At 43.2% G+C, this 21,258-nt stretch carries 21 protein-coding genes; 11 read left to right on the top strand and 10 right to left on the bottom strand.

Annotation, left to right across the window (positions count from 1 at the left end):
• Positions 1-227: 227 nt before the first annotated feature.
• Positions 228-3,065: an excinuclease ABC subunit UvrA gene (gene uvrA / locus PLH26_RS09140; RefSeq protein WP_324585709.1), complete on the top strand. Its 2,838-nt coding sequence runs from the start codon at positions 228-230 to the stop codon at positions 3,063-3,065.
• A gap of 312 nt (positions 3,066-3,377) precedes the next feature.
• On the opposite strand, the gene PLH26_RS09135 is transcribed toward uvrA, so the two are convergent.
• Positions 3,378-3,629: a hypothetical protein gene (locus tag PLH26_RS09135; protein WP_324585708.1), complete on the bottom strand. Its 252-nt coding sequence runs from the start codon at positions 3,627-3,629 to the stop codon at positions 3,378-3,380.
• Positions 3,620-3,910, bottom strand: coding sequence for a hypothetical protein (locus tag PLH26_RS09130; RefSeq protein WP_324585707.1), 291 nt, complete (start codon positions 3,908-3,910; stop codon positions 3,620-3,622). Before PLH26_RS09130 ends, PLH26_RS09135 begins: the two co-directional genes overlap by 10 nt.
• Before the next feature lie 322 nt (positions 3,911-4,232).
• Between PLH26_RS09130 and guaA the strand changes: the two genes are divergently transcribed.
• Genes guaA through PLH26_RS09115 form a run of 3 tightly spaced genes read left to right on the top strand, consistent with a single transcriptional unit; the run spans position 4,233 to position 8,481 of the window.
• A complete protein-coding gene (gene guaA / locus PLH26_RS09125; RefSeq protein ID WP_324585706.1) occupies positions 4,233-5,771 on the top strand; it encodes a glutamine-hydrolyzing GMP synthase in 1,539 nt (512 codons plus the stop codon).
• 25 nt (positions 5,772-5,796) lie between these two features.
• Positions 5,797-6,975: an ABC transporter substrate-binding protein gene (locus PLH26_RS09120; RefSeq protein ID WP_324585705.1), complete on the top strand. Its 1,179-nt coding sequence runs from the start codon at positions 5,797-5,799 to the stop codon at positions 6,973-6,975.
• A gap of 60 nt (positions 6,976-7,035) precedes the next feature.
• Positions 7,036-8,481: a M28 family peptidase gene (locus tag PLH26_RS09115; protein ID WP_324585704.1), complete on the top strand. Its 1,446-nt coding sequence runs from the start codon at positions 7,036-7,038 to the stop codon at positions 8,479-8,481.
• A gap of 61 nt (positions 8,482-8,542) precedes the next feature.
• On the opposite strand, the gene PLH26_RS09110 is transcribed toward PLH26_RS09115, so the two are convergent.
• The 3 genes from PLH26_RS09110 to PLH26_RS09100 all read right to left on the bottom strand — a co-directional run bounded on the left by PLH26_RS09110 (position 8,543) and on the right by PLH26_RS09100 (position 11,440).
• Complete coding sequence (locus tag PLH26_RS09110) at positions 8,543-9,181, bottom strand: carbonic anhydrase (protein ID WP_324585703.1); 639 nt, start codon at positions 9,179-9,181, stop codon at positions 8,543-8,545.
• Positions 9,182-9,330: 149 nt separating this feature from the next.
• Positions 9,331-10,929, bottom strand: a complete 1,599-nt coding sequence (locus PLH26_RS09105) for a SulP family inorganic anion transporter (protein WP_324585702.1) — start codon at positions 10,927-10,929, stop codon at positions 9,331-9,333.
• Positions 10,930-11,146: 217 nt separating this feature from the next.
• Positions 11,147-11,440, bottom strand: coding sequence for a hypothetical protein (locus PLH26_RS09100; RefSeq protein ID WP_324585701.1), 294 nt, complete (start codon positions 11,438-11,440; stop codon positions 11,147-11,149).
• Positions 11,441-11,686: 246 nt separating this feature from the next.
• Between PLH26_RS09100 and PLH26_RS09095 the strand changes: the two genes are divergently transcribed.
• Positions 11,687-12,364, top strand: coding sequence for a lipoprotein signal peptidase (locus PLH26_RS09095; RefSeq protein WP_324585700.1), 678 nt, complete (start codon positions 11,687-11,689; stop codon positions 12,362-12,364).
• Between the two features lie 19 nt (positions 12,365-12,383).
• Positions 12,384-13,247: a hypothetical protein gene (locus PLH26_RS09090; RefSeq protein WP_324585699.1), complete on the top strand. Its 864-nt coding sequence runs from the start codon at positions 12,384-12,386 to the stop codon at positions 13,245-13,247.
• A gap of 780 nt (positions 13,248-14,027) precedes the next feature.
• Here the strand turns inward: PLH26_RS09090 and PLH26_RS09085 are convergent.
• Positions 14,028-14,462, bottom strand: coding sequence for a LexA family protein (locus tag PLH26_RS09085; protein WP_324585698.1), 435 nt, complete (start codon positions 14,460-14,462; stop codon positions 14,028-14,030).
• 72 nt (positions 14,463-14,534) lie between these two features.
• On the opposite strand from PLH26_RS09085, the gene PLH26_RS09080 reads away from it, so the two are divergent.
• The 4 genes from PLH26_RS09080 to PLH26_RS09065 all read left to right on the top strand — a co-directional run bounded on the left by PLH26_RS09080 (position 14,535) and on the right by PLH26_RS09065 (position 17,722).
• Positions 14,535-15,149 carry a 2'-5' RNA ligase family protein gene (locus PLH26_RS09080; protein ID WP_324585697.1) on the top strand — a complete coding sequence of 205 codons (615 nt, stop codon included), beginning with the start codon at positions 14,535-14,537 and terminating at the stop codon, positions 15,147-15,149.
• A 22-nt stretch (positions 15,150-15,171) separates the two neighbouring features.
• A complete protein-coding gene (locus PLH26_RS09075) occupies positions 15,172-15,585 on the top strand; it encodes a GxxExxY protein (protein ID WP_324585696.1) in 414 nt (137 codons plus the stop codon).
• Between the two features lie 81 nt (positions 15,586-15,666).
• Positions 15,667-16,776, top strand: a complete 1,110-nt coding sequence (locus tag PLH26_RS09070) for a PA0069 family radical SAM protein (RefSeq protein WP_324585695.1) — start codon at positions 15,667-15,669, stop codon at positions 16,774-16,776.
• Positions 16,777-16,885: 109 nt separating this feature from the next.
• Positions 16,886-17,722 (top strand): Fic family protein, encoded by an 837-nt coding sequence (locus PLH26_RS09065; protein WP_324585694.1) that lies wholly within the window; start codon positions 16,886-16,888, stop codon positions 17,720-17,722.
• Between the two features lie 145 nt (positions 17,723-17,867).
• Here PLH26_RS09065 and PLH26_RS09060 read toward each other — a convergent pair whose 3' ends face one another.
• Positions 17,868-19,427 carry a glycoside hydrolase family 10-like protein gene (locus PLH26_RS09060; RefSeq protein WP_324585693.1) on the bottom strand — a complete coding sequence of 520 codons (1,560 nt, stop codon included), beginning with the start codon at positions 19,425-19,427 and terminating at the stop codon, positions 17,868-17,870.
• A 61-nt stretch (positions 19,428-19,488) separates the two neighbouring features.
• A complete protein-coding gene (locus PLH26_RS09055; protein WP_324585692.1) occupies positions 19,489-19,944 on the bottom strand; it encodes a MarR family winged helix-turn-helix transcriptional regulator in 456 nt (151 codons plus the stop codon).
• 231 nt (positions 19,945-20,175) lie between these two features.
• Here PLH26_RS09055 and msrB point away from each other — a divergent pair, with 231 nt between their 5' ends.
• Positions 20,176-20,655 carry a peptide-methionine (R)-S-oxide reductase MsrB gene (gene msrB / locus PLH26_RS09050; RefSeq protein WP_324585691.1) on the top strand — a complete coding sequence of 160 codons (480 nt, stop codon included), beginning with the start codon at positions 20,176-20,178 and terminating at the stop codon, positions 20,653-20,655.
• A 48-nt stretch (positions 20,656-20,703) separates the two neighbouring features.
• On the opposite strand, the gene PLH26_RS09045 is transcribed toward msrB, so the two are convergent.
• Entirely contained in the window at positions 20,704-20,973 is a 270-nt protein-coding gene (locus tag PLH26_RS09045; protein WP_324585690.1) for an arsenate reductase ArsC, read from the bottom strand.
• A gap of 5 nt (positions 20,974-20,978) precedes the next feature.
• Positions 20,979-21,119, bottom strand: a complete 141-nt coding sequence (locus tag PLH26_RS09040; RefSeq protein ID WP_324585689.1) for an arsenate reductase/protein-tyrosine-phosphatase family protein — start codon at positions 21,117-21,119, stop codon at positions 20,979-20,981.
• Between the last annotated feature and the right edge of the window lie 139 nt (positions 21,120-21,258).

Below are 21,258 nucleotides of genomic sequence, written 5' to 3'. Positions count from 1 at the left end.
TTAAATTCTAGTTTCTTTCGTACGATATTGGGACTGCTAAAGTATTGCTTTTTTTTATATAACCAAACTTTCGTTAAAAAAATTTCGACAAATGTTTAAAAATCTTCGATAAACCACATAATATTAAATACACCCATGTTTAAACAATAATACCATTTCTTAAATGACCGCTTATTTATGCGTCTTTGATTAAGCTAAACAATTTAGTATTAATTTTGCCCTACTTTATGATAGCAACATCGGGAACAAAGAAAAAGAAACCGGCGCAGCGCAGCAACAATAATATTTTAATAAAGGGCGCAAGGGTACATAACTTAAAAAACATAACAGTTGAAATTCCGCGGAATAAGCTCGTTGTGGTAACAGGTGTGTCCGGTTCAGGTAAATCTTCACTTACCATTGATACCCTGTTTGCTGAAGGACAACGGCGCTACGCAGAAAGCCTCAGCGCGTACGCCCGCCAGTTTTTGAACCGGATGAACAAGCCCGATGTTGATTTTATTAAAGGCTTATGTCCCGCCATTGCCATCGAGCAAAAAGTTGTTACCCGCACTCCGCGTTCTACCGTAGGCAGCATGACAGAAGTATACGACTACATGCGTTTATTATATGCCCGTATCGGTAAAACCATTTCGCCTGTCAGCGGCGAAGAAGTGAAAAAAGATGACGTGAAAGATGTGGTGGAGGCAATTGGGGCACAGCAGGAGGGAGATAAGATATTGATCCTTTCACCATTCAGGCTACAAGGCAAAAGAAATGCGAGGGAAGAATTAAACATTCTGCTGCAAAAGGGATTCTCGAGGCTGTATATCGTTGCCGGGTCTTCTCCCGGCGAAACATTACGCATTGAGGATGCGCTCGAACAGAAGGATGCTGAATTAAAAAAGAAATTCACCGGCAGGCAGTCATCATCCCTTGTTTATATATTGATTGACCGCATAGTAGTAAAAGCGTTTGATGAAGATGATATGCACCGGTTGTCCGATTCTGTTGGCACAGCCTTTTTTGAAGGCGAAGGAGAAATGGTTGTGGAAGTGAACGGCACAAAACTGCTGCATTATTCCGGGAAATTTGAAAAAGACGGCATTAAATTCGAGGAGCCTGTTCCCAATCTTTTTTCGTTTAACAATCCCTACGGTGCCTGCCCGGTATGTGAAGGCTTTTCGCAGGTGCTGGGCATTGATGCCGATCTTGTAATACCGGATCCCCGGCTAAGTTTGTATGAAGGTGCTGTAGCCCCCTGGAAAGGAGAAAAGCTCAGCCGCTGGAAGGATGAATTTATACGCGGTGCAAAGCATTTTAATTTTCCCGTACATAAGCCGGTCATTGATCTTTCCAAACAGCAATACGATGAACTATGGAACGGGAATGCTTATGTGAACGGCATCAATGATTTTTTTAAAGAGGTGGAGCAGAATTTATATAAGGTACAGTATCGCGTATTGTTATCCCGCTACCGTGGAAGAACGCTGTGTCCTGAATGTAAAGGTTACCGGTTGCGCAAAGAAGCGCTGTATGTAAAAGTTGGACAAAAGCATATAGGAGAGCTGTGCGATATGCAGGTAAAGGATCTGAAAAAATGGTTTTATGCGCTTCAGCTAAGCGATTATGATAAGCAGGTTGCCAAACGTGTGCTTATTGAGATCAGGCAAAGATTACAGGTTTTGATCGATGTAGGCCTGGGCTACCTGAGCCTCAGCCGCCTGGCCAATAGCCTGAGCGGCGGAGAAAGTCAGCGCATCCAGTTAACCAGGAGCCTGGGCAGTAACCTTACCAACTCTTTATATATCCTTGATGAGCCTTCTATCGGGCTGCATTCAAGAGATACTGCCAGGTTAATAAAGGTATTGAAGGAGTTGAGAGATCTGGGCAATACGGTGGTGGTGGTAGAGCATGACGAAATGATGATGCGCGAGGCAGATCACATTATTGATATGGGCCCCTTAGCGAGCCATATGGGTGGCGAAGTGATCGCCGAGGGTGATTATGATGATTTGATCAATAATACAAAAAGCCTTACCGGAAAATATCTGAAAGGAGAACTGAAAATTGAATCCCCCGCTGCTGTGCGCAAATGGAAACGTTCGCTGGTAGTGGAAGGCGCCCGTCAGAACAATCTCAACAACATTTCCGTTGAATTGCCGCTTGGTGTTTTATGTGTAATAAGCGGGGTGAGCGGCAGTGGAAAAACAACTTTGATCAGGCAGATCGTATATCCTGCCCTGAAGAAATTAAAAGGAGAGTTTGTAGACAAGGTTGGCATGCATAAAAATATAAGCGGGGATGTTGATCATATTACCCAGGTAGAGCTGGTAGACCAGAATCCCATCGGCAAGTCTTCCCGCAGCAATCCCGTAACCTATATTAAAGCCTACGACGAAATAAGGGATCTGTATGCCAAACAGCCATTGAGCAAGATCAATGGTTTTCAGCCCAGGCACTTTTCATTTAACGTTGAAGGGGGCCGATGCGATGCCTGTAAAGGTGAAGGAGAGCAGGTTGTGGAGATGCAGTTTTTGGCCGATGTGCATCTTACCTGTGAAGTTTGTAACGGAAAGCGATTTAAGGAAGAAGTATTGGAAGTAATGTATAAGGATAAGAATATTTTTGACGTGCTGGAGATGAGTGTTGACGAAGCATTGCAATTTTTTAAAGACGAAAAAGATATCCTCGTCAAATTAAAACCTCTTTCGGATGTAGGTCTGGGATACATAAAGCTCGGGCAATCGAGCGATACCCTTTCAGGGGGCGAGGCGCAAAGGGTAAAACTGGCCGCTTTTCTCGGGAAAGGCAAAGCCCATGGGCATATACTGTTCATTTTTGATGAGCCTACCACCGGTTTGCATTTTCATGATATTAATAAACTGCTCACTTCTTTTAATGCATTAATAAACCAGGGGCATTCCATTTGGGTGATAGAGCATAATACAGACGTAATAAAGAATGCGGATTGGGTAATAGACCTTGGACCGGAGGCAGGCGATGAAGGTGGCAACGTTGTTTTTGCAGGCGTTCCGGAAGATCTGAAAAAGGTGAAGGAAAGCTATACGGGGAAGTTTTTGTAGCATAGTTTCCAATCTTTCGAAGGTTGGAAACCTGCTGTGCGAAGTCGGGAGACTTCGCACTTCCTATGTTCTTCGGAGATTCATATCTCCACTCATAAAGTACAATGCGCCACCGGCTAATTTCCAGGACACAGTCCCGGGAGAACATAACTAATACGAAGTCGGAGACATCGTATAGCCGCAGTTTGCAAACTCTTTTCCGGGCAGTTAAAAATAAATTCGTTGGCATTGAAAGCTAATAACGTGTTCCCGCTTCACCAACAGTGATTGTAAGATCGTGAAATTTAAACATGACTTAAAATCCATATTGTCCTATTCAGGAGTATAAAACTCATTATAGAGGAACATGCCGATATAGCCCTGGTATCCTTTGACTTTCAATGATATTCTGCTTTTCCAGATATAGATTTTGTACCTGCCGGGCTTATATTTCCTGATGCCTTTCACTTCTAAGGGGTTGTCAACGGTTTTGAGTTGTTGGAATATTTTTCTGAAGTCCTGTTGAAATCCTTTAGGGCAAAATAAAAGTTCTTCAATGAACCTTTCTTCCAGCATTATTTCCATCCCATTCGTTTTTCAAACTGCTTTGAGTCTATAAGTTTTCCGGGGAAGCATTTTTCAAAAACCATGTCGTCCAAAAAATCTTCAACATCTTCATTTGAAATAGTTTTTAATATTTTCTCTACTTCATCGATACTCCAGTTGCCTTTAGATTTTTTTGCTGAGAAGTGAGTAGGCGTCATGTCTAATTTCTGGGCTATATACTCATTCTTATATCCCGAAATTTCGATAAGCCTGGGGACTGCATGGAGGAGTATTCTGTATTTATCAATAATGTTGGTCATGCATTAGATTTTACAATGTAAAAATAGCAATAATTATTACAAAAAAATCGTAATAATTATTACAATATATGCATATGCATTATTTTTATCATTCTCTCGCTGTGCGAAGCCAGGAGGCTTCGCAATCCCTATGTTCCCGAGAGATTCGTATCCCCTCTCATAAACATCACCTGTCAATGCATTGGCTTTTATCAGGTCCGTTTTCCGGGACAGAGTCCCGGAAGAACATACAGGATACAAAGTCCGGAGACTTTGTACAGCAGCACCGACGCCTTGTATAGTCGCAATAATCTTTTGAATTTCTCATTACCTTCGCACCCAAATGACAGAAAAGATACTTATTCTTGATTTCGGTTCACAATATACCCAGCTCATAGCGCGTGCCGTTCGTGAGGCGAATGTATATTGCGAGATCACCCCGTTTAATAAGCCGGTCAGTTTTTCGCCCGAATTAAAAGGCATTATCTTATCGGGCTCTCCTTTTTCGGTAAATGATGCCAACGCTCCGGTTGTTGATGTAGACGCTTTAAGTAAAAAGCTGCCCGTGCTTGGTATTTGTTACGGTGCTCAGTTAACCGCCAGGGCGCTTGGCGGCAAAGTAGAAAAATCTGAAAAAAGAGAATACGGGAGAGCCACTCTCAAAATAAAAAAAGATGATACCATATGGTCGGGTATTTCAGCAGAATCGCAGGTATGGATGAGCCATGGCGATTCCATCCTGGAAACACCTGCCGGCTTTGAGCTGCTGGGAACAACAGATTCTATACCTGTAGCCGCTTTCAGAAAAAAGAGCAGTAACGACGGACAGGTTATTTACGGGCTGCAGTTCCACCCCGAAGTATATCACTCCACTTATGGTAAAAAAGTGATCCGGAATTTTTTGGTGGAGGTGTGTGGCTGCAAGCAGGACTGGACACCGGCTCATTTTATAAATGATACCGTTGCCGCGCTGAAAAAGCAGATAGGGGAACGCAAAGTGATCATGGCATTGAGCGGTGGCGTAGATTCTACCGTTGCCGCTACATTAATACATAAGGCGATTGGCGACAGGCTGTTTGGTATTTTTGTAGACAACGGGGTATTGAGGAAAGATGAATTTGAACAGGTTTTAAAAACCTATAATGAAGTTGGTCTGAATGTTAAGGGCTTAAATGCCCGGGAGCACTTTTATACAAAACTTGCAGGAAAGACCAATCCCGAGGAGAAGAGAAAGATCATTGGCAAAACTTTTATTGAAATATTTGACGAAGAAGCGCATAAAATTGAAGGCATAGGTTTGCTGGGGCAGGGCACCATTTATCCCGATGTGATTGAAAGCGTATCCGTGCATGGGCCTTCTGTTACCATTAAATCGCACCATAATGTAGGCGGCTTACCCGACAAAATGCATCTTGAACTGGTAGAACCCCTGCGTTTTTTGTTTAAGGATGAAGTAAGAAAGGTTGGCATCGAATTGGGACTGCCGTTGTCTATGATCTCCCGTCATCCTTTCCCGGGCCCGGGCTTAGCCATACGTATACTGGGAGAAATAACAGAGGAAAAAGTGCGGCTGCTGCAGGAAGCAGACGCTTTATATGTTAAAGCTTTGCAATCTTTTGGTTTGTATGATAAGGTATGGCAGGCAGGCGCTATTTTGCTCCCCGTGAAAAGCGTTGGAGTAATGGGCGATGAAAGAACTTATGAATATACGATTGCATTAAGGGCCGTTACTTCGGTAGATGGCATGACAGCAGACTGGGCACATCTGCCTTACGAGTTCCTTGCTCATATCTCTAATGAAATCATTAACAATGTAAGGGGTATCAACCGCGTAGTGTATGATATCAGCAGCAAACCGCCTGCAACTATAGAGTGGGAATGATACGTCTTATGGTAAAGTTGAAAGTATGACTAAAGCCGGATTTCTTTTTTTTACAACCTTGCTGTTCATTACACATACCGGTTTTACCCAGGACAGTTCAGCAAAAACAACCCGTATAGCATTTTTTGCACCACTGTATCTCGATTCGGCTTTTGATGCATCCGGGAATTACAGGCTCGGCAAAACTGTTCCGCGCTATATAAATGCAGGTTTGGACTTTTATCAGGGAGCAGCTTTAGCAATAGATTCATTGGATAAAGAAGGCCTGGAGTTTGACCTTCAGGTATATGATACAAAGAACAAGACTTCCATTTATGAGCTTGCAGATAATGGTGCATTTAATGATGTTGACCTTATTATCGGCACCGTTAGTGGCAGTGAATATTTAGACCTTGCCACTATTGCAAGAGAAAAACAGATCCCTTTTGTTTCGGCAACTTATCCCAACGATGGCGGAATCAGCGGAAACCCCTTTGTAATTATCGTGAATTCAAAACTGAATACGCATTTACAGGCTATCTATAACTATGTTCTGCGCAACCTCGGCACCAATAATATTGTTATGTTCCGCAGGCAAAATGCGGCAGATGACAGGATAACAGAAGTATTTAAATCGCTCAATGCATCTTCATCCGGGCAGGTGCTGAACATTAAAACCAATACATTAAATGCCGCTTTTACCCCCCAGAGTATAGCGGCTTCATTAGATAAGGCAAGAGAGAACGTTATCATTTGCGGCAGCCTCGACGAGAGCTTCAGCAAAAAGCTGATCGCTGCGGTTGGAACACTTGCCTCAACCTATAAAATTACACTGGTAGGGATGCCTACATGGGAAGATTACCGCGAACTGGAAGCCGCTGAGCTCAGAACATTACCTGTCATTTACTCATCCACATTTTTTAACCCCGGTGAGGAACATGCATGGAGCACATATTTTTCGCAGCAATACGCTGTGCGTACTTACTCTGCTCCATCAGAAATGGCTTTCCGGGGGTATGAAGTAATGTACCTGTTTGCTCACCTGGCTACCCAATTCAATGACGCATTGCTGCAACATCTTTCGGATAAAAACCATCACGTACTTACCGATTTTGATTTCAGACCGATCCATTGGAGTAAGAATGGCACAACGCCGGATTATTATGAAAACAAGCGCGTTTATATCTTACAGCAGCTCACCGATACACTATCGAAACTAAATTGAATGACCGTCTGGTGCCTATACCTGCAAATGGAATGATCGCCAGGCCATACTCCTTTTTATATGATGAGATTTGTTCTGCCGGCTCTTTTCTTATTTCTTTCCGGTCATACGCTTTGCCCGCAATCCCGGCCGGAATGGGAAGCTGTTTTTAAAAGCATTGACGCAGAAGTGCAACAACATTCAGCAGCTTACGGCAATTTGCAGAAAGCTACAGAAAATATCGGCCACCGGCTAACGGGTTCTGCCCAGGGTGCTAAAGCGGAAACCTATGCCTTCGAACTTTTAAGATCTTATGGATTGCAGGTGCGGTATGCTCCTTTTGAAGCGGAAAGCTGGAGCCGGGGATCGCTTTCTGTTCTGATCAATAATAAAAAGTACGAAGCGGTTTCACTGGCACATTCACCGGTAAAGGCAAATGTTTCAGGCCGCATTGCCGATATGGGTAATGGGTTGGAACAGGACTATCTTAATAACCCCGGTGCTGCAAAAGGCAAAATTGTACTGGCTTCATTGGGTATATTACCGGGATCACCGGCCGGCATACGCAATTTGCACCGGTCAGAAAAAACAGCGCTGGCCATCCGCTTTGGTGCAAAAGCCATCATACTTTTTAACGCTGCCCCGGGCGATATTTTACTTACCGGCACGGCTTCTGTAACGGGCAAACTGATCAGTATCCCGGCAATATGCATAGGCAATGAAGATGGCATGCATTTAAAAAAGCAATTGAAAACAGCGCCTGCCGCCGCCGGCATTGTCATGACCAATTTTTCGGGTAAAATAAGGGCACGAAATATCATTGCAAGCCTTCCGGGAAAAACAGTCCCCGGCGAAAAAGTTGTGATCGGTGGGCATCTGGATAGCTGGGATCTTGCAACAGGCGCTATTGATAATGGCATCGGCTCTTTCTCGGTAATGGATATTGCCCGCACTTTTAAAGCATTGAACCTGCAGCCACAACGTACGGTGGAATTTGTTTTGTTCATGGGAGAAGAACAGGGATTGCTGGGCTCAAAAGCGTATGTAAAAAAAGCATTACAGGATGGAACAATAGCAAACATAAAATATATGCTTAACCTTGATATGTCGAATGATCCAAAGGGATATTCAGCTACCACCGATGAAGACAAAGCGCTTTTTCAGTCCATTGGCAGCATTGCCAATAGCATTGATACCTCTTTTTCAAATACATTCCGTTCAGGATTCGGCCTGCACAGCGACCACCAGCCTTTTATGCTGCAGGGTATTCCTACGGGAAGTGTAGCGGGAAGCCTGAGCCGGGAAGCGCTGAACTGCTATCACGCAGACTGCGACGTGTTTAGCCTGGTGAATGAGCAGGAACTGAAGAATACCATACGGTTCAGCGCCATGCTGCTGTACGGGCTGGCCGATGCGCCTGAGCTGCAATCCAGGCGCCTGAATGATGACGAACTAAAAGCTGCTTTACTGCGAAGCAACCTTAAGGAGCCGTTAAAAATTTCAGGAGAATGGAGATGGAAGGATTGACAGGATAAAGAAAGCGGCAAGCAATTCTTTCTTACCTCTCCGCTTCCTTTCTTATTCTTTGCTATTGTATATTGTCGTACCTGAATATCGGATCAACCCTGCTGCCGGCCTTTAATTCCATTACAGGATTCAGCAGACCATCTTTCAAGCCGTATACCCAGCCATGAAGATCAGGGGCATCCTGCTCTTTCCACGCGTTTTGAATGATGGTTGTTTCCGACAGCCTCACCACCTGTTCCATCACGTTTAATTCGGACAGCCTGTTGCTTCTCGCATCTATGTCTGCAATGGCATCGAGTTCTTCCCTGTTGTGACGATATACATCCTTAAGGCCACGGAGCCACATATTCAATAATGCTTTATAATCGTTATTGGTAATGGATGCTTTTACCCCGCCGCAGCCATAGTGACCGCAAACCACTATATGTTTTACCCTTAAAAAATTCACTGCGTAATCCAGCACGCTCAGCAGGTTTATATCGGTATGGATAACCATATTAGCAATGTTGCGGTGTACAAATATCTCGCCGGGCTGGGTACCGGTAATTTCATTGGCAGGAACACGGCTGTCGCTGCAGCCAATCCATAAAAATTCCGGGGCTTGAACCTCCGACAATCTTTTAAAATAATCGGGATCCATTGCTATTTTTTCGCTTGCCCAGGCTTTATTTTCCAGTAATAATTTTTCGTTCGGTTTCATTGTAGTGTTTTTAAATAAATAACAGGGAGAATTGTCTTAATAATGCAGTTTGAAAGATAGGCCACCAAGACTCCAAGCCACAAAATTCTGATCTTCAGGTTTTATTTTCTTCGCGTCTGTTGTGGTAAAATATTATTTTTTGATCAGCCTCACGATACCATTTCTGATTTTTGATGCGGCACCCCGTTGGTTGCTTCTATATCAAATCCGTGGTCGTTGGTATGACTTGTTTTGAATTGTACCTGTACGTTTTTTTTATGCGCTTCCCGTGTAAACGTGTCTATCATTTCAACGATATCCCTGTCAATGAAATCGGCGCGGGTTGCATCAATCAATACGCTTGCATTTTCGGGAACAGCATCCAGCTTGCTTTTGATCCCTCTTTTATTGAGAATAGAAACATCTTTTCTTAAGCGGATGAGATAATTGTTGTTATCATTTACAATAAATACTGCTGTCCGGAAATTGCTTCGTGCAGAAAAAAACAATCCTATGGCTAATCCTGCCAGTACGCCTACCAGCAGGTCGGTAAATAAAATAATAACGATCGTGGCAACAAATGGCAGAAACTGATCCCAACCTTTGCGGTAAAAACCCTTGAAAAGAGAGGGTTTGGCCAATTTAAACCCGGTATAGATCAGTATGGCAGCAAGTGCCGCTAACGGAATAATACCCAGCACAGTTGGTATGAATGCAACACTGAGCAGGATAAAAAAGCCATGATAAATGGTTGACATCTTTGTTTTGGCTCCCGCATTAACATTGGCCGATGAGCGTACAATTACACTGGTGAGGGGCAACCCGCCTATCAGCCCCGAAACGATATTGCCCACACCCTGGGCTTTTAGCTCCCTGTTGGTAGGCGTTATTCTTTTCTGCGGATCAAGATTGTCCACAGCTTCAATGCCAAGCAATGTTTCAAGGCTGGCCACCAGCGCCAGCGTAACGGCCGTGATCCAGATCTGTTTATTGATGATGCTTCCCCAGTCGGGAAAAGTAAAAAAAGAGAAAAACTCTGCTGCGGAAGAAGCTGCCGGAATGGTAACCAGGTGTTCCCGCCGGAGCGCAAAGCTTCCGTTTTGCCATTGCACAAACGCATTGATCCCCACACCCAGCAATACAACCAGCAGCGGAGCCGGAACCAGCTTTGTCCACCCTCCTTTTCTTTCTACCAGGCTGCCCCAGAGAAATTGAAAAGCAAGGCATACCACGCCAATCAACAGCGCTACGGGAGTTACGGCACTTAGGGCATGGCGAATGCCTTTAAACGTATTTTCTCCATTCTGTTGCAGAAAGGCCTGATCGCCTTCGAAATTATTATCGTACCCGATAAGATGGGGTATTTGCTTCAGGATTAAAATGATGCCTATCGCAGCCAGCATACCCTTGATCACACTTTTGGGAATATAGTCGCCTATAATGCCCGCTTTAACAAATCCAAGTACCAATTGAAATACGCCACAAAGTACTACAGCCAGCAGGAATACTTCAAAAGATGGAAGCATAACAATAGCGCCGGCCACAATAGCGGTAAGTCCTGCGGCAGGTCCGCTAACGCTTAATTGCGACCCGCTCAGGGCGCCTATAATGATACCGCCAACAATACCTGAAATAATACCGCTGAAAAGAGGGGCATTGGACCCTAAAGCTATACCCAGGCAAAGTGGCAGAGCCACCAAAAATACTACTACGGAAGCACCCAGATCAGAAGGGAAGCTCCCGACATATGTTGAAATACGATTTTTCATATACTGTAACAATTAAATAACAGGAAAATCATGCTCATGATATTTCCAATATTTTTTTAAAATATACGGATCGCAAGCCGGCGTCAGGAAATGTTGGCCTTCCGTTATGAAAAAACGGAAAAGAACAAAATATCCCTGGTCCTTGATGACATGCATCATCAAAAATGCAGGCACTTAAAAGCAAGCGGCCCGATAATGTAACTGGAATAATAAGAAGTTAAACTTCCGGAGGAGGGGAGATCAGTTCTCCGTAATAGGCAATGTAAATATGAGAACCGGCGTGGCTGCCATGTTCAAGTCCGGGTTCCACAGGCATGGAAAGCGTTAAAGATTCATGCAAATATTCTGAAAAAGTATTTGTGCTGCACTTTTCCTCGTTGAGACCAGAAAACGGGTTTGTGTTTTCTTCCATTGCCTGAGCAGAAGTACGGGAACTTTTATCGTTTAACTGCTGCTGAATATCTGCAATAAGAGAAGCACTCACGGTAAGCCATAACAGCGCAAAGATCATAAAGACCGCAGATACATAGTGTTTAAACTTATATGTTCTATTGGGTGTCATGGAGCGCCGAAGATACAAAATGTACAATTAGATAGCAATATCAAAACGTTAAGGAAACAAATTTAATATCTCATCGAGGTTGATTTATATTTAAAGCGATGCTTTCTCATTTTATAAAATGATTGAACCCGTTCCGGCCGGAGGTGTTCGGAAAATCAGCTTTTTCATGTAGGTTTGCCGCTCAAACTGTTGATAGTGAAATTCAGATCTGTTATTTTTCTCACACTGGCCATTCTTGTTATTGATCAGGGTTTTAAAATTTGGATAAAAACCAATTTTTACCTCGGAGAAGAAAAACTGCTTATAGGCTCATGGTTCCGGCTTCATTTTATAGAAAACGAGGGTATGGCGTACGGCTGGAAGCTGGGGGGAGAATGGGGCAAGATCATTCTCACTTTGTTCAGACTTTTTGCCGTAGTATTCGGTACATACTATATCCGGCACATTATTAAAGAAGGCTATCACAGGGGATTTATCGTCTGCGCTACTTTAATATATGCAGGAGCTATCGGAAATCTTATAGACAGCATGTTTTATGGGCTGATATTTGAAAACAGCGGCGATATTTTCAATCCGTACGTATCTGCTATATTCCCCGCGGAAGGTTATGCAGGCTTTTTACACGGCCGTGTGGTTGATATGCTGTATTTTCCCATCATCACCAATGCTCATTTCCCAGGCTGGGTCCCATTCTGGGGCGGAGAAGAGTTTGAATTCTTCAGGCCGGTTTTTAATATTGCAGATGCATCTATCTCCATTGGTGTTATAACCATACTGCTATTCCAAAAACGCTTTTTTGAACGTAAAAAGAAAGAATCACACCCAACGGTAGAGACCAATACTGCCGTAAATGATGAAGTGCAGGTGTCATAATGCCTGCGCTGCGTCAATTATGAAACAAATACCAGGATCATTATTTACTGTTTCAATAGTGTGTATTCTTTTCTTTTCCTGCACAAAAGAATACAGCCGTGAAATGAGTGTGCCCGGCTCCCCCCCGCTGGGCAATGAATGTGTTATAACAACTGTAACGCCCTATGACTCTGCTTCAGGAAAGGGTTATGGATCATTTCATGTTACACCCGGAACCAATAATCTTGCAGGAAAGATAGAATGGTATGACAGCACTTCCGGAACTGTCAACTTTCGTGCATACCTTACCTATGTTGGTGATACCATAAGGGTAAACGAGAATGAGTTCTTTCTTCTTGATGCTTCCGGCCGTGTCAAAGAATTCAATACTTATGAAAATCCTGCCGACATAAGCTCTGAGCGTTACCGGTATACCTATGCTTATGATGCGGCCGGACACCTTTACAGTAAAAACTGGTTTGTGATGTCGTTCAACGCCGATGTTCCGTTTTTTGTTTATAAATACGAATGGGTAAATGAAAATCTAGTCGAAGTAGAAGTTAATGAAGCCTCGGGTGATAAAAGAATAGCTCTGAGGTCTGAGCTTAAATACAACGATACCAAGACAGTTAAAAATTTTTTATACTATTTTCCCGATGCAGATGAACTGGCTCCTTATATATTTTCAATTAATGTAGGGAAAAAGCCAAAAAATCTGCTGGAGAATATTGGAGTTAGCATTTATGATGCAGACGGTAACGAAATACTTACATACAAAACAACATACACCAATTATAAATTCTCCTCCGACGATTATGTTACGGAGGTATATGCGTCGGGTGATGTAATAGACGGGTTGCCGCTGGTTAGCGGGTTAACCAAATTCGAATATGAATGTAAATGACCGGGTTGTTGGATTCATCTTTCCCTGAAACAAAAAACCCTCCTGCAAAAGAGGGTTTTTTGTTTACAAAGTTGCTGAGAGGTTGTGAAATCAATCAACAGGCTTTGTTTGGGGTATGGATTAAGCGGCCATGTAATTAACACAGCCATAGGGTACAGGTAAAGGGCAGGCTTTGTAATATCCTGCAAGTAACGGGTCAGGGAATAAGAATATAAATGTATTCGCGATCAGCATATCTGAGATAGTAGTAAAACGGGACACGGTTCAAAATATTTTTTCTAATTTTTGCATTTATTTTTCATTTTGACCGCAAAAAAAATACAGGCAGATTAAACGCTTCATTTTGATAATCTTGCATTGTTTTTTGGGAACAATTGAAGCTCCTTACCAAATGATAATTTAAGTTTTCCCGCATCACCGCAGGGTGTGCATCTCTAATTGCCGCGCCGTTTTGCTTCATGTGCGTGCAATTTTACATTTATTATTTACGGCATATAAATACTATTCTTATATAAAGTCCGTTTAAAGGGTACTAACCGTGTTAAAATATTAATTCAGTCTTTTTCTCATGTTGTAGTTGGTTTAAAGCAAAAGGCATCTCCCGGTGAGATGCCTTCTTGCTGCAGGGGAAAAGCGATCAGATGAGTAACGAAACGTTTAATGCTCTTCATTGCACAGAGCCTGACAGCCCCTTCGAATTTCGGTTTCTCTCTTCGGATTTGAATCCACCGCCGTGAACAGATTCTTTGGATTCCTGGTCCTTTGCATTTGTATACTCCGTTACACTGCATGAATGCAATAAGTAACCACACCCCATATTGAAAAATCGGCAGCAGACAGATCTATGTCTATGGGCGACAGCTTGCCCGTTTCCGGTATCAGCCTCGTTTTATTGAATGTTTTCTCCAGCCTGCGGATCAGCATTTCTCCATTGAGTATGGCAATCACTATTTTACCGTTAACGGCTTTTACCGACCGGTCAACAATTACAATATCACCGCTGAAAATGCCCGCATCAATCATGGCATCCCCGCTTACCTTCATTAAAAAAGTTGCGGGCTTATTGCGGATCAGTTGTTCGTTCAGGTCAATGCCTCTTTCCACATAATCATCCGCGGCAGCGCCAAAACCTGTGGCATTGGCATGATCCACATTCCATTGTGTAAAGCGTTTTGAGCCATTATAAGCGGTATTGAACATTATTTCGCCATCCATATATCATTTTTTGAAATTACTAATATTTTTAGTAAATTTATACTAAATATCTGATCATTCAAAATGGTTTTTATGGAAAATAATATTCAAATGCTACCCGGCTACCGCATCAATGAATACCTGCTGGTATTGAGCCCTCCGGAGGAATTGTGGAACAGGATCGTAAAAATAAAAGAAGAATTCGCTGAAATATACCAGAGTGCGCATGCGAGGTGGGGCAAGCCTCACATTACGCTGGCAACCTTCGTACAATACGAAATGATGGAAGCCCGGATCGTGAACCGGCTCAAAGCGGTAGGCATGGGGCAATACCCGTTTAAGGCAGAACTGCGTGACTATAGCAGTTTTCCTTCGCACACCATATACATTAATGTGGTAACAAAAGTACCGGTGCAAAACCTTATTAAACAGGTACGCAGCGAAACCCAGCGGCTGATGAAATTGAATGAGGAGAACAAGCCGCATTTTATCATGGAACCCCATGTAACGGTTGCCCGCAAGCTGCAGCCCTGGCAATATGAAAAAGCATGGCTGGCATACAGCAACAAACATTTTACAGGTCGCTTTATTGCGGATGGCATGCTGCTGCTGAAGCGGCCACAAAATGAAAAGGCCTACCAGATCGTACAACGGTTCGCATTCCAGAATTTACCGGTAGCTACGATACAGGGAGAACTATTTATCTGATACATCAAACCACGGAGACACGATGGCACATAGCAGCACAGTAACCAATCACAAACCTCTTACAGAACGGGAGAGGCAAATGGCATCACAAATTCTAAATATTGCTTTTACAATACATAAAGCTCTTGGACCGGGCCTATTGGAAAGCGCATACGAAAAATGCTTTTGCTATGAATCGGAAAAGAGAAAAATTCCATACCTAAAACAGCAATACATTGACATTGTATATGATGGATTGATTATTAGTGAGGGGTTAAGAATTGATATCCTTGCAGATGATCTTGTCATTATAGAATTAAAAGCGCAGGATAACGATCACCCGGTATGGGATGCACAAATATTAAGTTACTTAAAGCTTACTGGCAAACGGTCAGGTTACATTTTCAACTTCCACGTTCCGTTAATGAAAGATGGGATAAAGCGAATGATTTTGTAAACACATCATGGATTACTCAGCTAACTTATACACTGTGCATCTTTGTGCCTATGTGTCTTTGTGGTTCACAAAACATTTCTTATGTCAGAAAAACTCAAGCAGGATCATTATAAAGTTTCCGCTAAAGAAAAAGAGGAAGCAGAGCAATATTTACAGGGCCGGGGCGCCCAGATCAATACCAAAAACCGGTTTCTGAAGGACGAAATAACAAGGGAACATGCGGAAGCCATTGACGACTGGTCGGAAGACAACACGCCCACACAATACCTGGAGCAGCTTTCAAAAACCATTGTAAATAAAGTAGATAGCCCGGATGTGGGCATGGCTTACAGCATGAATGCTTATGCAGGCTGTGAGCATGGTTGCATTTACTGCTATGCCCGCAATGTACATGAATACTGGGGCTATAGCGCAGGACTGGATTTTGAGCGAAAGATCATCGTAAAAAAAAATGCGCCTCAATTGCTGCGCAAACAGCTTATGCACCCCAAATGGGAAGTAATGCCCATTATGCTGAGCGGCAATACCGATTGTTACCAGCCCGCCGAACAAAAATACCGGTTAACGAGGGGATTGCTTGAAGTATGCAATGAATTCAACCAGCCGGTAGGAATTCTTACCAAAAACGCATGGATCATTAAAGACAAAGATGTATTGCAGGAGCTGGCCAAAAAGCGACTGGTATCGGCAATGGTTTCCATTACTTCTTTTAACGAAGATCTGCGCAGGGTAATGGAACCCCGTACCACTACTGCCAAACAAAGGCTGAAAGTAATTGAAGAATTAAGCAATGCCGGCATTCGCATGGGAGTGATGATGGGACCTATGATACCAGGGCTCAATGACCACGAAATGCAGCGCATTATGAAAGCCGCAGCAGATGTGGGAGCCGTATTCACCGCCTATACTTTCATCCGGTTAAACGGCGCCATTAAATTCCTGTTTCACGACTGGCTCTATAAAAACTTCCCCGACAGGGCAGATAAAGTATGGCATTTGATCGAACAAAGCCACGACGGCAAAGTAAACGATACCCGCTGGGGACTGCGTATGCGGGGAGAAGGCGCCATAGCGGATCTCATAACACAACAGTATAAAAAGTACGGCAAAATGTACGGCATGAATGAAGATCATTTTGAATTGGATACCACCATCTTCAGGAGACCGGGACAACAGGGAAGGTTGTTTTAGATATCCCTATTTCAATGGTTAAACATAACATTCATAATTGCGTAGCTTTGTAGTAAAACAAATCTTTGAAAGTCCCGTTTTTATAGACTAAACCGCAGATGGCCACATAATGAATAATGATCCTACGATAGAAAAACTCTTAGCTGAATATCAATCAACGTTAGAGCAATATAATAAACGGGTAACATCCACATTCTCTAAAGAAAATCTTTTTGAATACAATGAAATCCTTCTTTCTGCTCATTCATGCGCTATAGAAGGCAACAGCTTTTCCGTCAACGACACAAAGGAACTCAAAGAACATGGATTTAATCTGAAGCTTCATAATAAATCCATGCTTGAAGCTTATGAGATCTTAGACCACTTTAAAGCTTTCGAATACCTTTTTGCTAACATAGAATTACCTCTGACGGAGCAATTGCTGATAGATACGCATAAGCTGCTTACCAATAATACTATCCAATATACCAAAGGTTATGCGCCGGGAGAATACACCAGATCAAGAATGGCAGCAGGCGACACCATATTTCCGGATCATGAAACCAGCATCGCCAGTGTGCCGGCGTTAATGGAGCAGACGCAAGCAGCAATAGACAAAAAAACAGCTCACCCAATTGAAATAGCTGCTAAATTCCATAAATACTTTATTTATCTCCATCCATTTCCTGATGGCAACGGCAGGCTTGGACGGCTCATGTCAAACTTTATCCTGGCTAAAGCCGGTCACCCGCTTATCATCATTGAAGCAAAACAAAAAGAAGAATATATTAATACGCTCAAATTTTCACATAAGCACAATGATTTAAGTGTGATATCATCTTTTTTTATTCAGACCTCTATCAACAGAATGAAACAGGAAATGCACCAGGCTTCGCAAAATCCTGTGCAAAATGATACGCAAGAGGCTACCAATAACAAATCACGGGGGATGAAGTTTATTTTTTGATTGTTGTTTCCCGGATCATGAAGAATGAACCAATAAAAAGAAAACAGGAAGAGTGCTTAACGGAAGAACATATGATGAAATGCCTGCCGTTGAACAATTAGAAGAAATGCATTATCTGTAAGACCGGATCAATATTTACGACAGCCTACTTCACTATTTCCCATTCCGCCTTTTCATTCGGCCTTTGCAATTTTTGCAGTATGCTGAGCTCGCTTTCCACATTATTGATATCTACCGCGGTAATGCCAATGTATAATTCATTGCCGGAAGAAAGAGGTTGTGGCAACAACGATAATGCCAGCACGCAATCTGCTGAATCTGTAGTGGATGGAATGACCTGTAATGGCGCTTTACCGGAGATACCGGTGTTTTCTAAAGAGGAAAAAACATATAAAGCAAATTGCCGGAGTCTTTTGTCCGTGTCAATATATGTGGCACTGATATTTACCTGCTGCTCAGTTCCTTTTCCCTCGCTGCTGAAGGCATTGATTACCGGGGGCTTGGGAGCGATGCTGTCTATCCATGGCATGGGAGGGATCAGGGCAGGGTATTTATAATAATGTTGCTGAAGGCTGTCGTTCCAGCCATTGGGATTTTTCAAAAAAGATTTGCTGCTGAAATAAACCTGCCCCTGTATGGTATTGTATGATCTCGCGTCCCGGATTTGCAGGGGAATGATATTCCTGTCGCGCCACCGGGCATTGCTGCCTGCTTTATAAATGCCCAGCCCTATATAGCAGTGTTTGCCGTAGCTGTGGCGGCTCCACCAGTCAACCAGCACTTCATAGGGTGCGGCCCGGTGCCCGTGTTCCCAGTATAACTGTGGCGCCACGTAATCAATATATCCTTCCTTCAGCCATAATAATATATCTGCATACAGGTCGTCATAATTGGTTTGCCCGGCTTTGGTATCGCTTCCCAGGCTATCCCTGTCTTTGTTGCGCCATACCCCAAAAGGACTGATGCCAAATTTGCAATGCGGATTCTCCTGCCTTATGCCCCGATGCAGCTTAACGATAATAGAATCTACATTACTCCTTCGCCAGTCACCCCGATCCATTCCCGAACCATACAGGGCATATGTTTTATCATCCGGAAATTGCTGCCCGGCTATCCTGTAGGGGTAAAAATAATCGTCAAAGTGAAGGGCATCCACATCATAACGGCTAACAATATCGCGGATCACATGCACTACAAATTCCTGCGCTTCTTTATTACCGGGGTCAAAATATCGTTTTCCTCCGTAAGCCACAAACCATTCGGGGTGCACTTTGGTAATATGGGTGGGTGAAATGGAAGATTTGCCGATCTGTAATTCCGCCCTGTAGGGGTTACACCAGGCATGGAATTCCAGTCCTCTTTTGTGGGCTTCTTCAATCATAAACTGAAGCGGATCGTAATAGGGTACGGGCGGGCGGCCCTGCTTACCCGTAAGCCACTGGCTCCAGGGTTCATATGGCGACGGATAGAAAGCATCTGTTGCGGGACGGATCTGCACAATTACGGCATTCATGCCATTCTGAACATGCATATCCAGCAGTTTCTTATACTCCGCTTTCTGGCTGTCCGAATTATAATTTCCTTTTGATGGCCAATCAATATTGTCTACCGTGGCAATCCAGGCGGCACGAAACTCATATTTAGGTTGTGCAACGCAAAAAATAAAAGGATAAACGGCGGCCCAGAGAATAAGCAGAACTTTCATGCAGCAATAATAAAGGAATAAATGAAGTGGTGAAAGTCTATTTTAAATTCATGAAGATATATCAATCCGGCTTTCTGATCTTATCCAACAGGTGGTTCAGCATTTTTACTTCCTGCCCGGAGAGTGCCTGTAAAAGGGAATCCATTTCCTCATTTTTCCGGTCCAAACGTTCAAGCATAGCAGCGCCCTTCGGAGTAATAGCAATGTCTACCAGGCGTTTATCGGTAAGAGAGGGTTTTTTGGTTGCCAGTTCTTTTAAAACCAGCCGGTCTACAATACGGCTGGTATCGCTCATTTTATCCAGCATCCTTTCCCTGATCTGGAGCGTAGAAATGGGTTTTGGATAAGAACCCCTGAGTATGCGAAGAATATTGAACTGCTGGGGTGTGATGTTTTCCTGATCAAAAAAATTCTTCTGCCGCTCCATGATCCAGTTGCTGGTATAAATTATATTAATAATACCCTTTTGGTGCTCATTGCGAAACGAAGGTTGGCGGATATCGTCTTCCAGGGACATGCTGATGGTTTTGCTGCAAAAATATATTTTAAATCATTCTTAACAGTTTAAAAAGCATTGATTGTTCGGATTAAGCATCATACATGTATAGTTGGTATTGTTTTGTAAATTCGTTTAAACCGAAAATTACAGATCATGCATATAAAACCTCTTTTTACCTTATTATTAGCACCCATGATCTTTTGCCAGTGTAGTTTTTCACAACCACCTCAAAAAAAATCATCAGCACATATGGATAATACAAATAAAAAAAATAACGTGTACTCCCGCTCCGACAAGTCGAAGGTTACGTTAAGTGATGAAGAGTGGAAAAAAGTTTTGCCCGAAGACGTTTATTATATAGCAAGGCAAAAGGGCACGGAAAGGCCATGGAGCAGTAAGTACGAAAAATTCAGCGATATCGGGACTTACTATTGTGCAGCCTGCGGCAATCCCTTGTTCAGAAGCGATACCAAATTTGAAAGCGGGTGCGGGTGGCCCAGCTTCTACGAGCCCATTACCAAAGGCAGTATCATTTATGCCCCCGACCATACAGCAGGTATGGAAAGGACCGAAGTAATGTGCGGCCGTTGTAAGGGGCACCTGGGACATGTATTTGAAGATGGACCACCGCCTACCGGCTTGCGGTACTGCATTAACGGCGTGGTGCTTGATTTTGAAAAAGCAGCGGCGGCCGATAAAAAATTTAAAGAAGAAAATAAAAAAGGCTGATCCATTGCTGCCGGGTGCTAAAATGATGAGCAGGGCTGCAGTTCCCGGTTATGGTACATTAGTCTTTACAAAATCATGCGCATATGCTTTGATCAGGTCCCTTACCTCTCTGAACTGCTGCATGATCTCTTCTTCAGTACCTTTTGCCTTTACAGGATCCGGGAAATTATGATGAAGCTGCTGCGCGGTTGAAGAAAAAACCGGGCAGCGTTCCCTGGCATTGTCGCAAACCGTAATGATATAATCAAAACCAATATTCCCGTATTCCTCCATATTATTGGAAGTATGCTTTGAAATATCTATACCATCTTCCTTCATGATAGCTATTGCACGGGGTTTACGCCATGCACCTCTACCTCTGCGCTGTATACTTCCGCCCTGTTACCTGCAAAATGCTTCAGGTATCCTTCCGCTACCTGGCTGCGGCAACTGTTGCCTGTACAGAGTACTAAAATTTTCTTCATTTCTTAAACTTTAATGTTACCGGCAGCATTCCGAAACCACAGCAGGCGTCATTTGCTTCTGCAGGCTTATCAGCATATACGGTAATTAATTTTAAAAAATCAAAAGTTTTCCCGGAATATTCTTTTTTTTGTACTCCTT

Origin of the sequence: Agriterribacter sp. (assembly GCF_035444585.1) — a bacterium.
Taxonomy (GTDB): Bacteria; Bacteroidota; Bacteroidia; order Chitinophagales; family Chitinophagaceae; genus Agriterribacter.
This window is presented reverse-complemented; position numbering and strand designations above follow the sequence as displayed.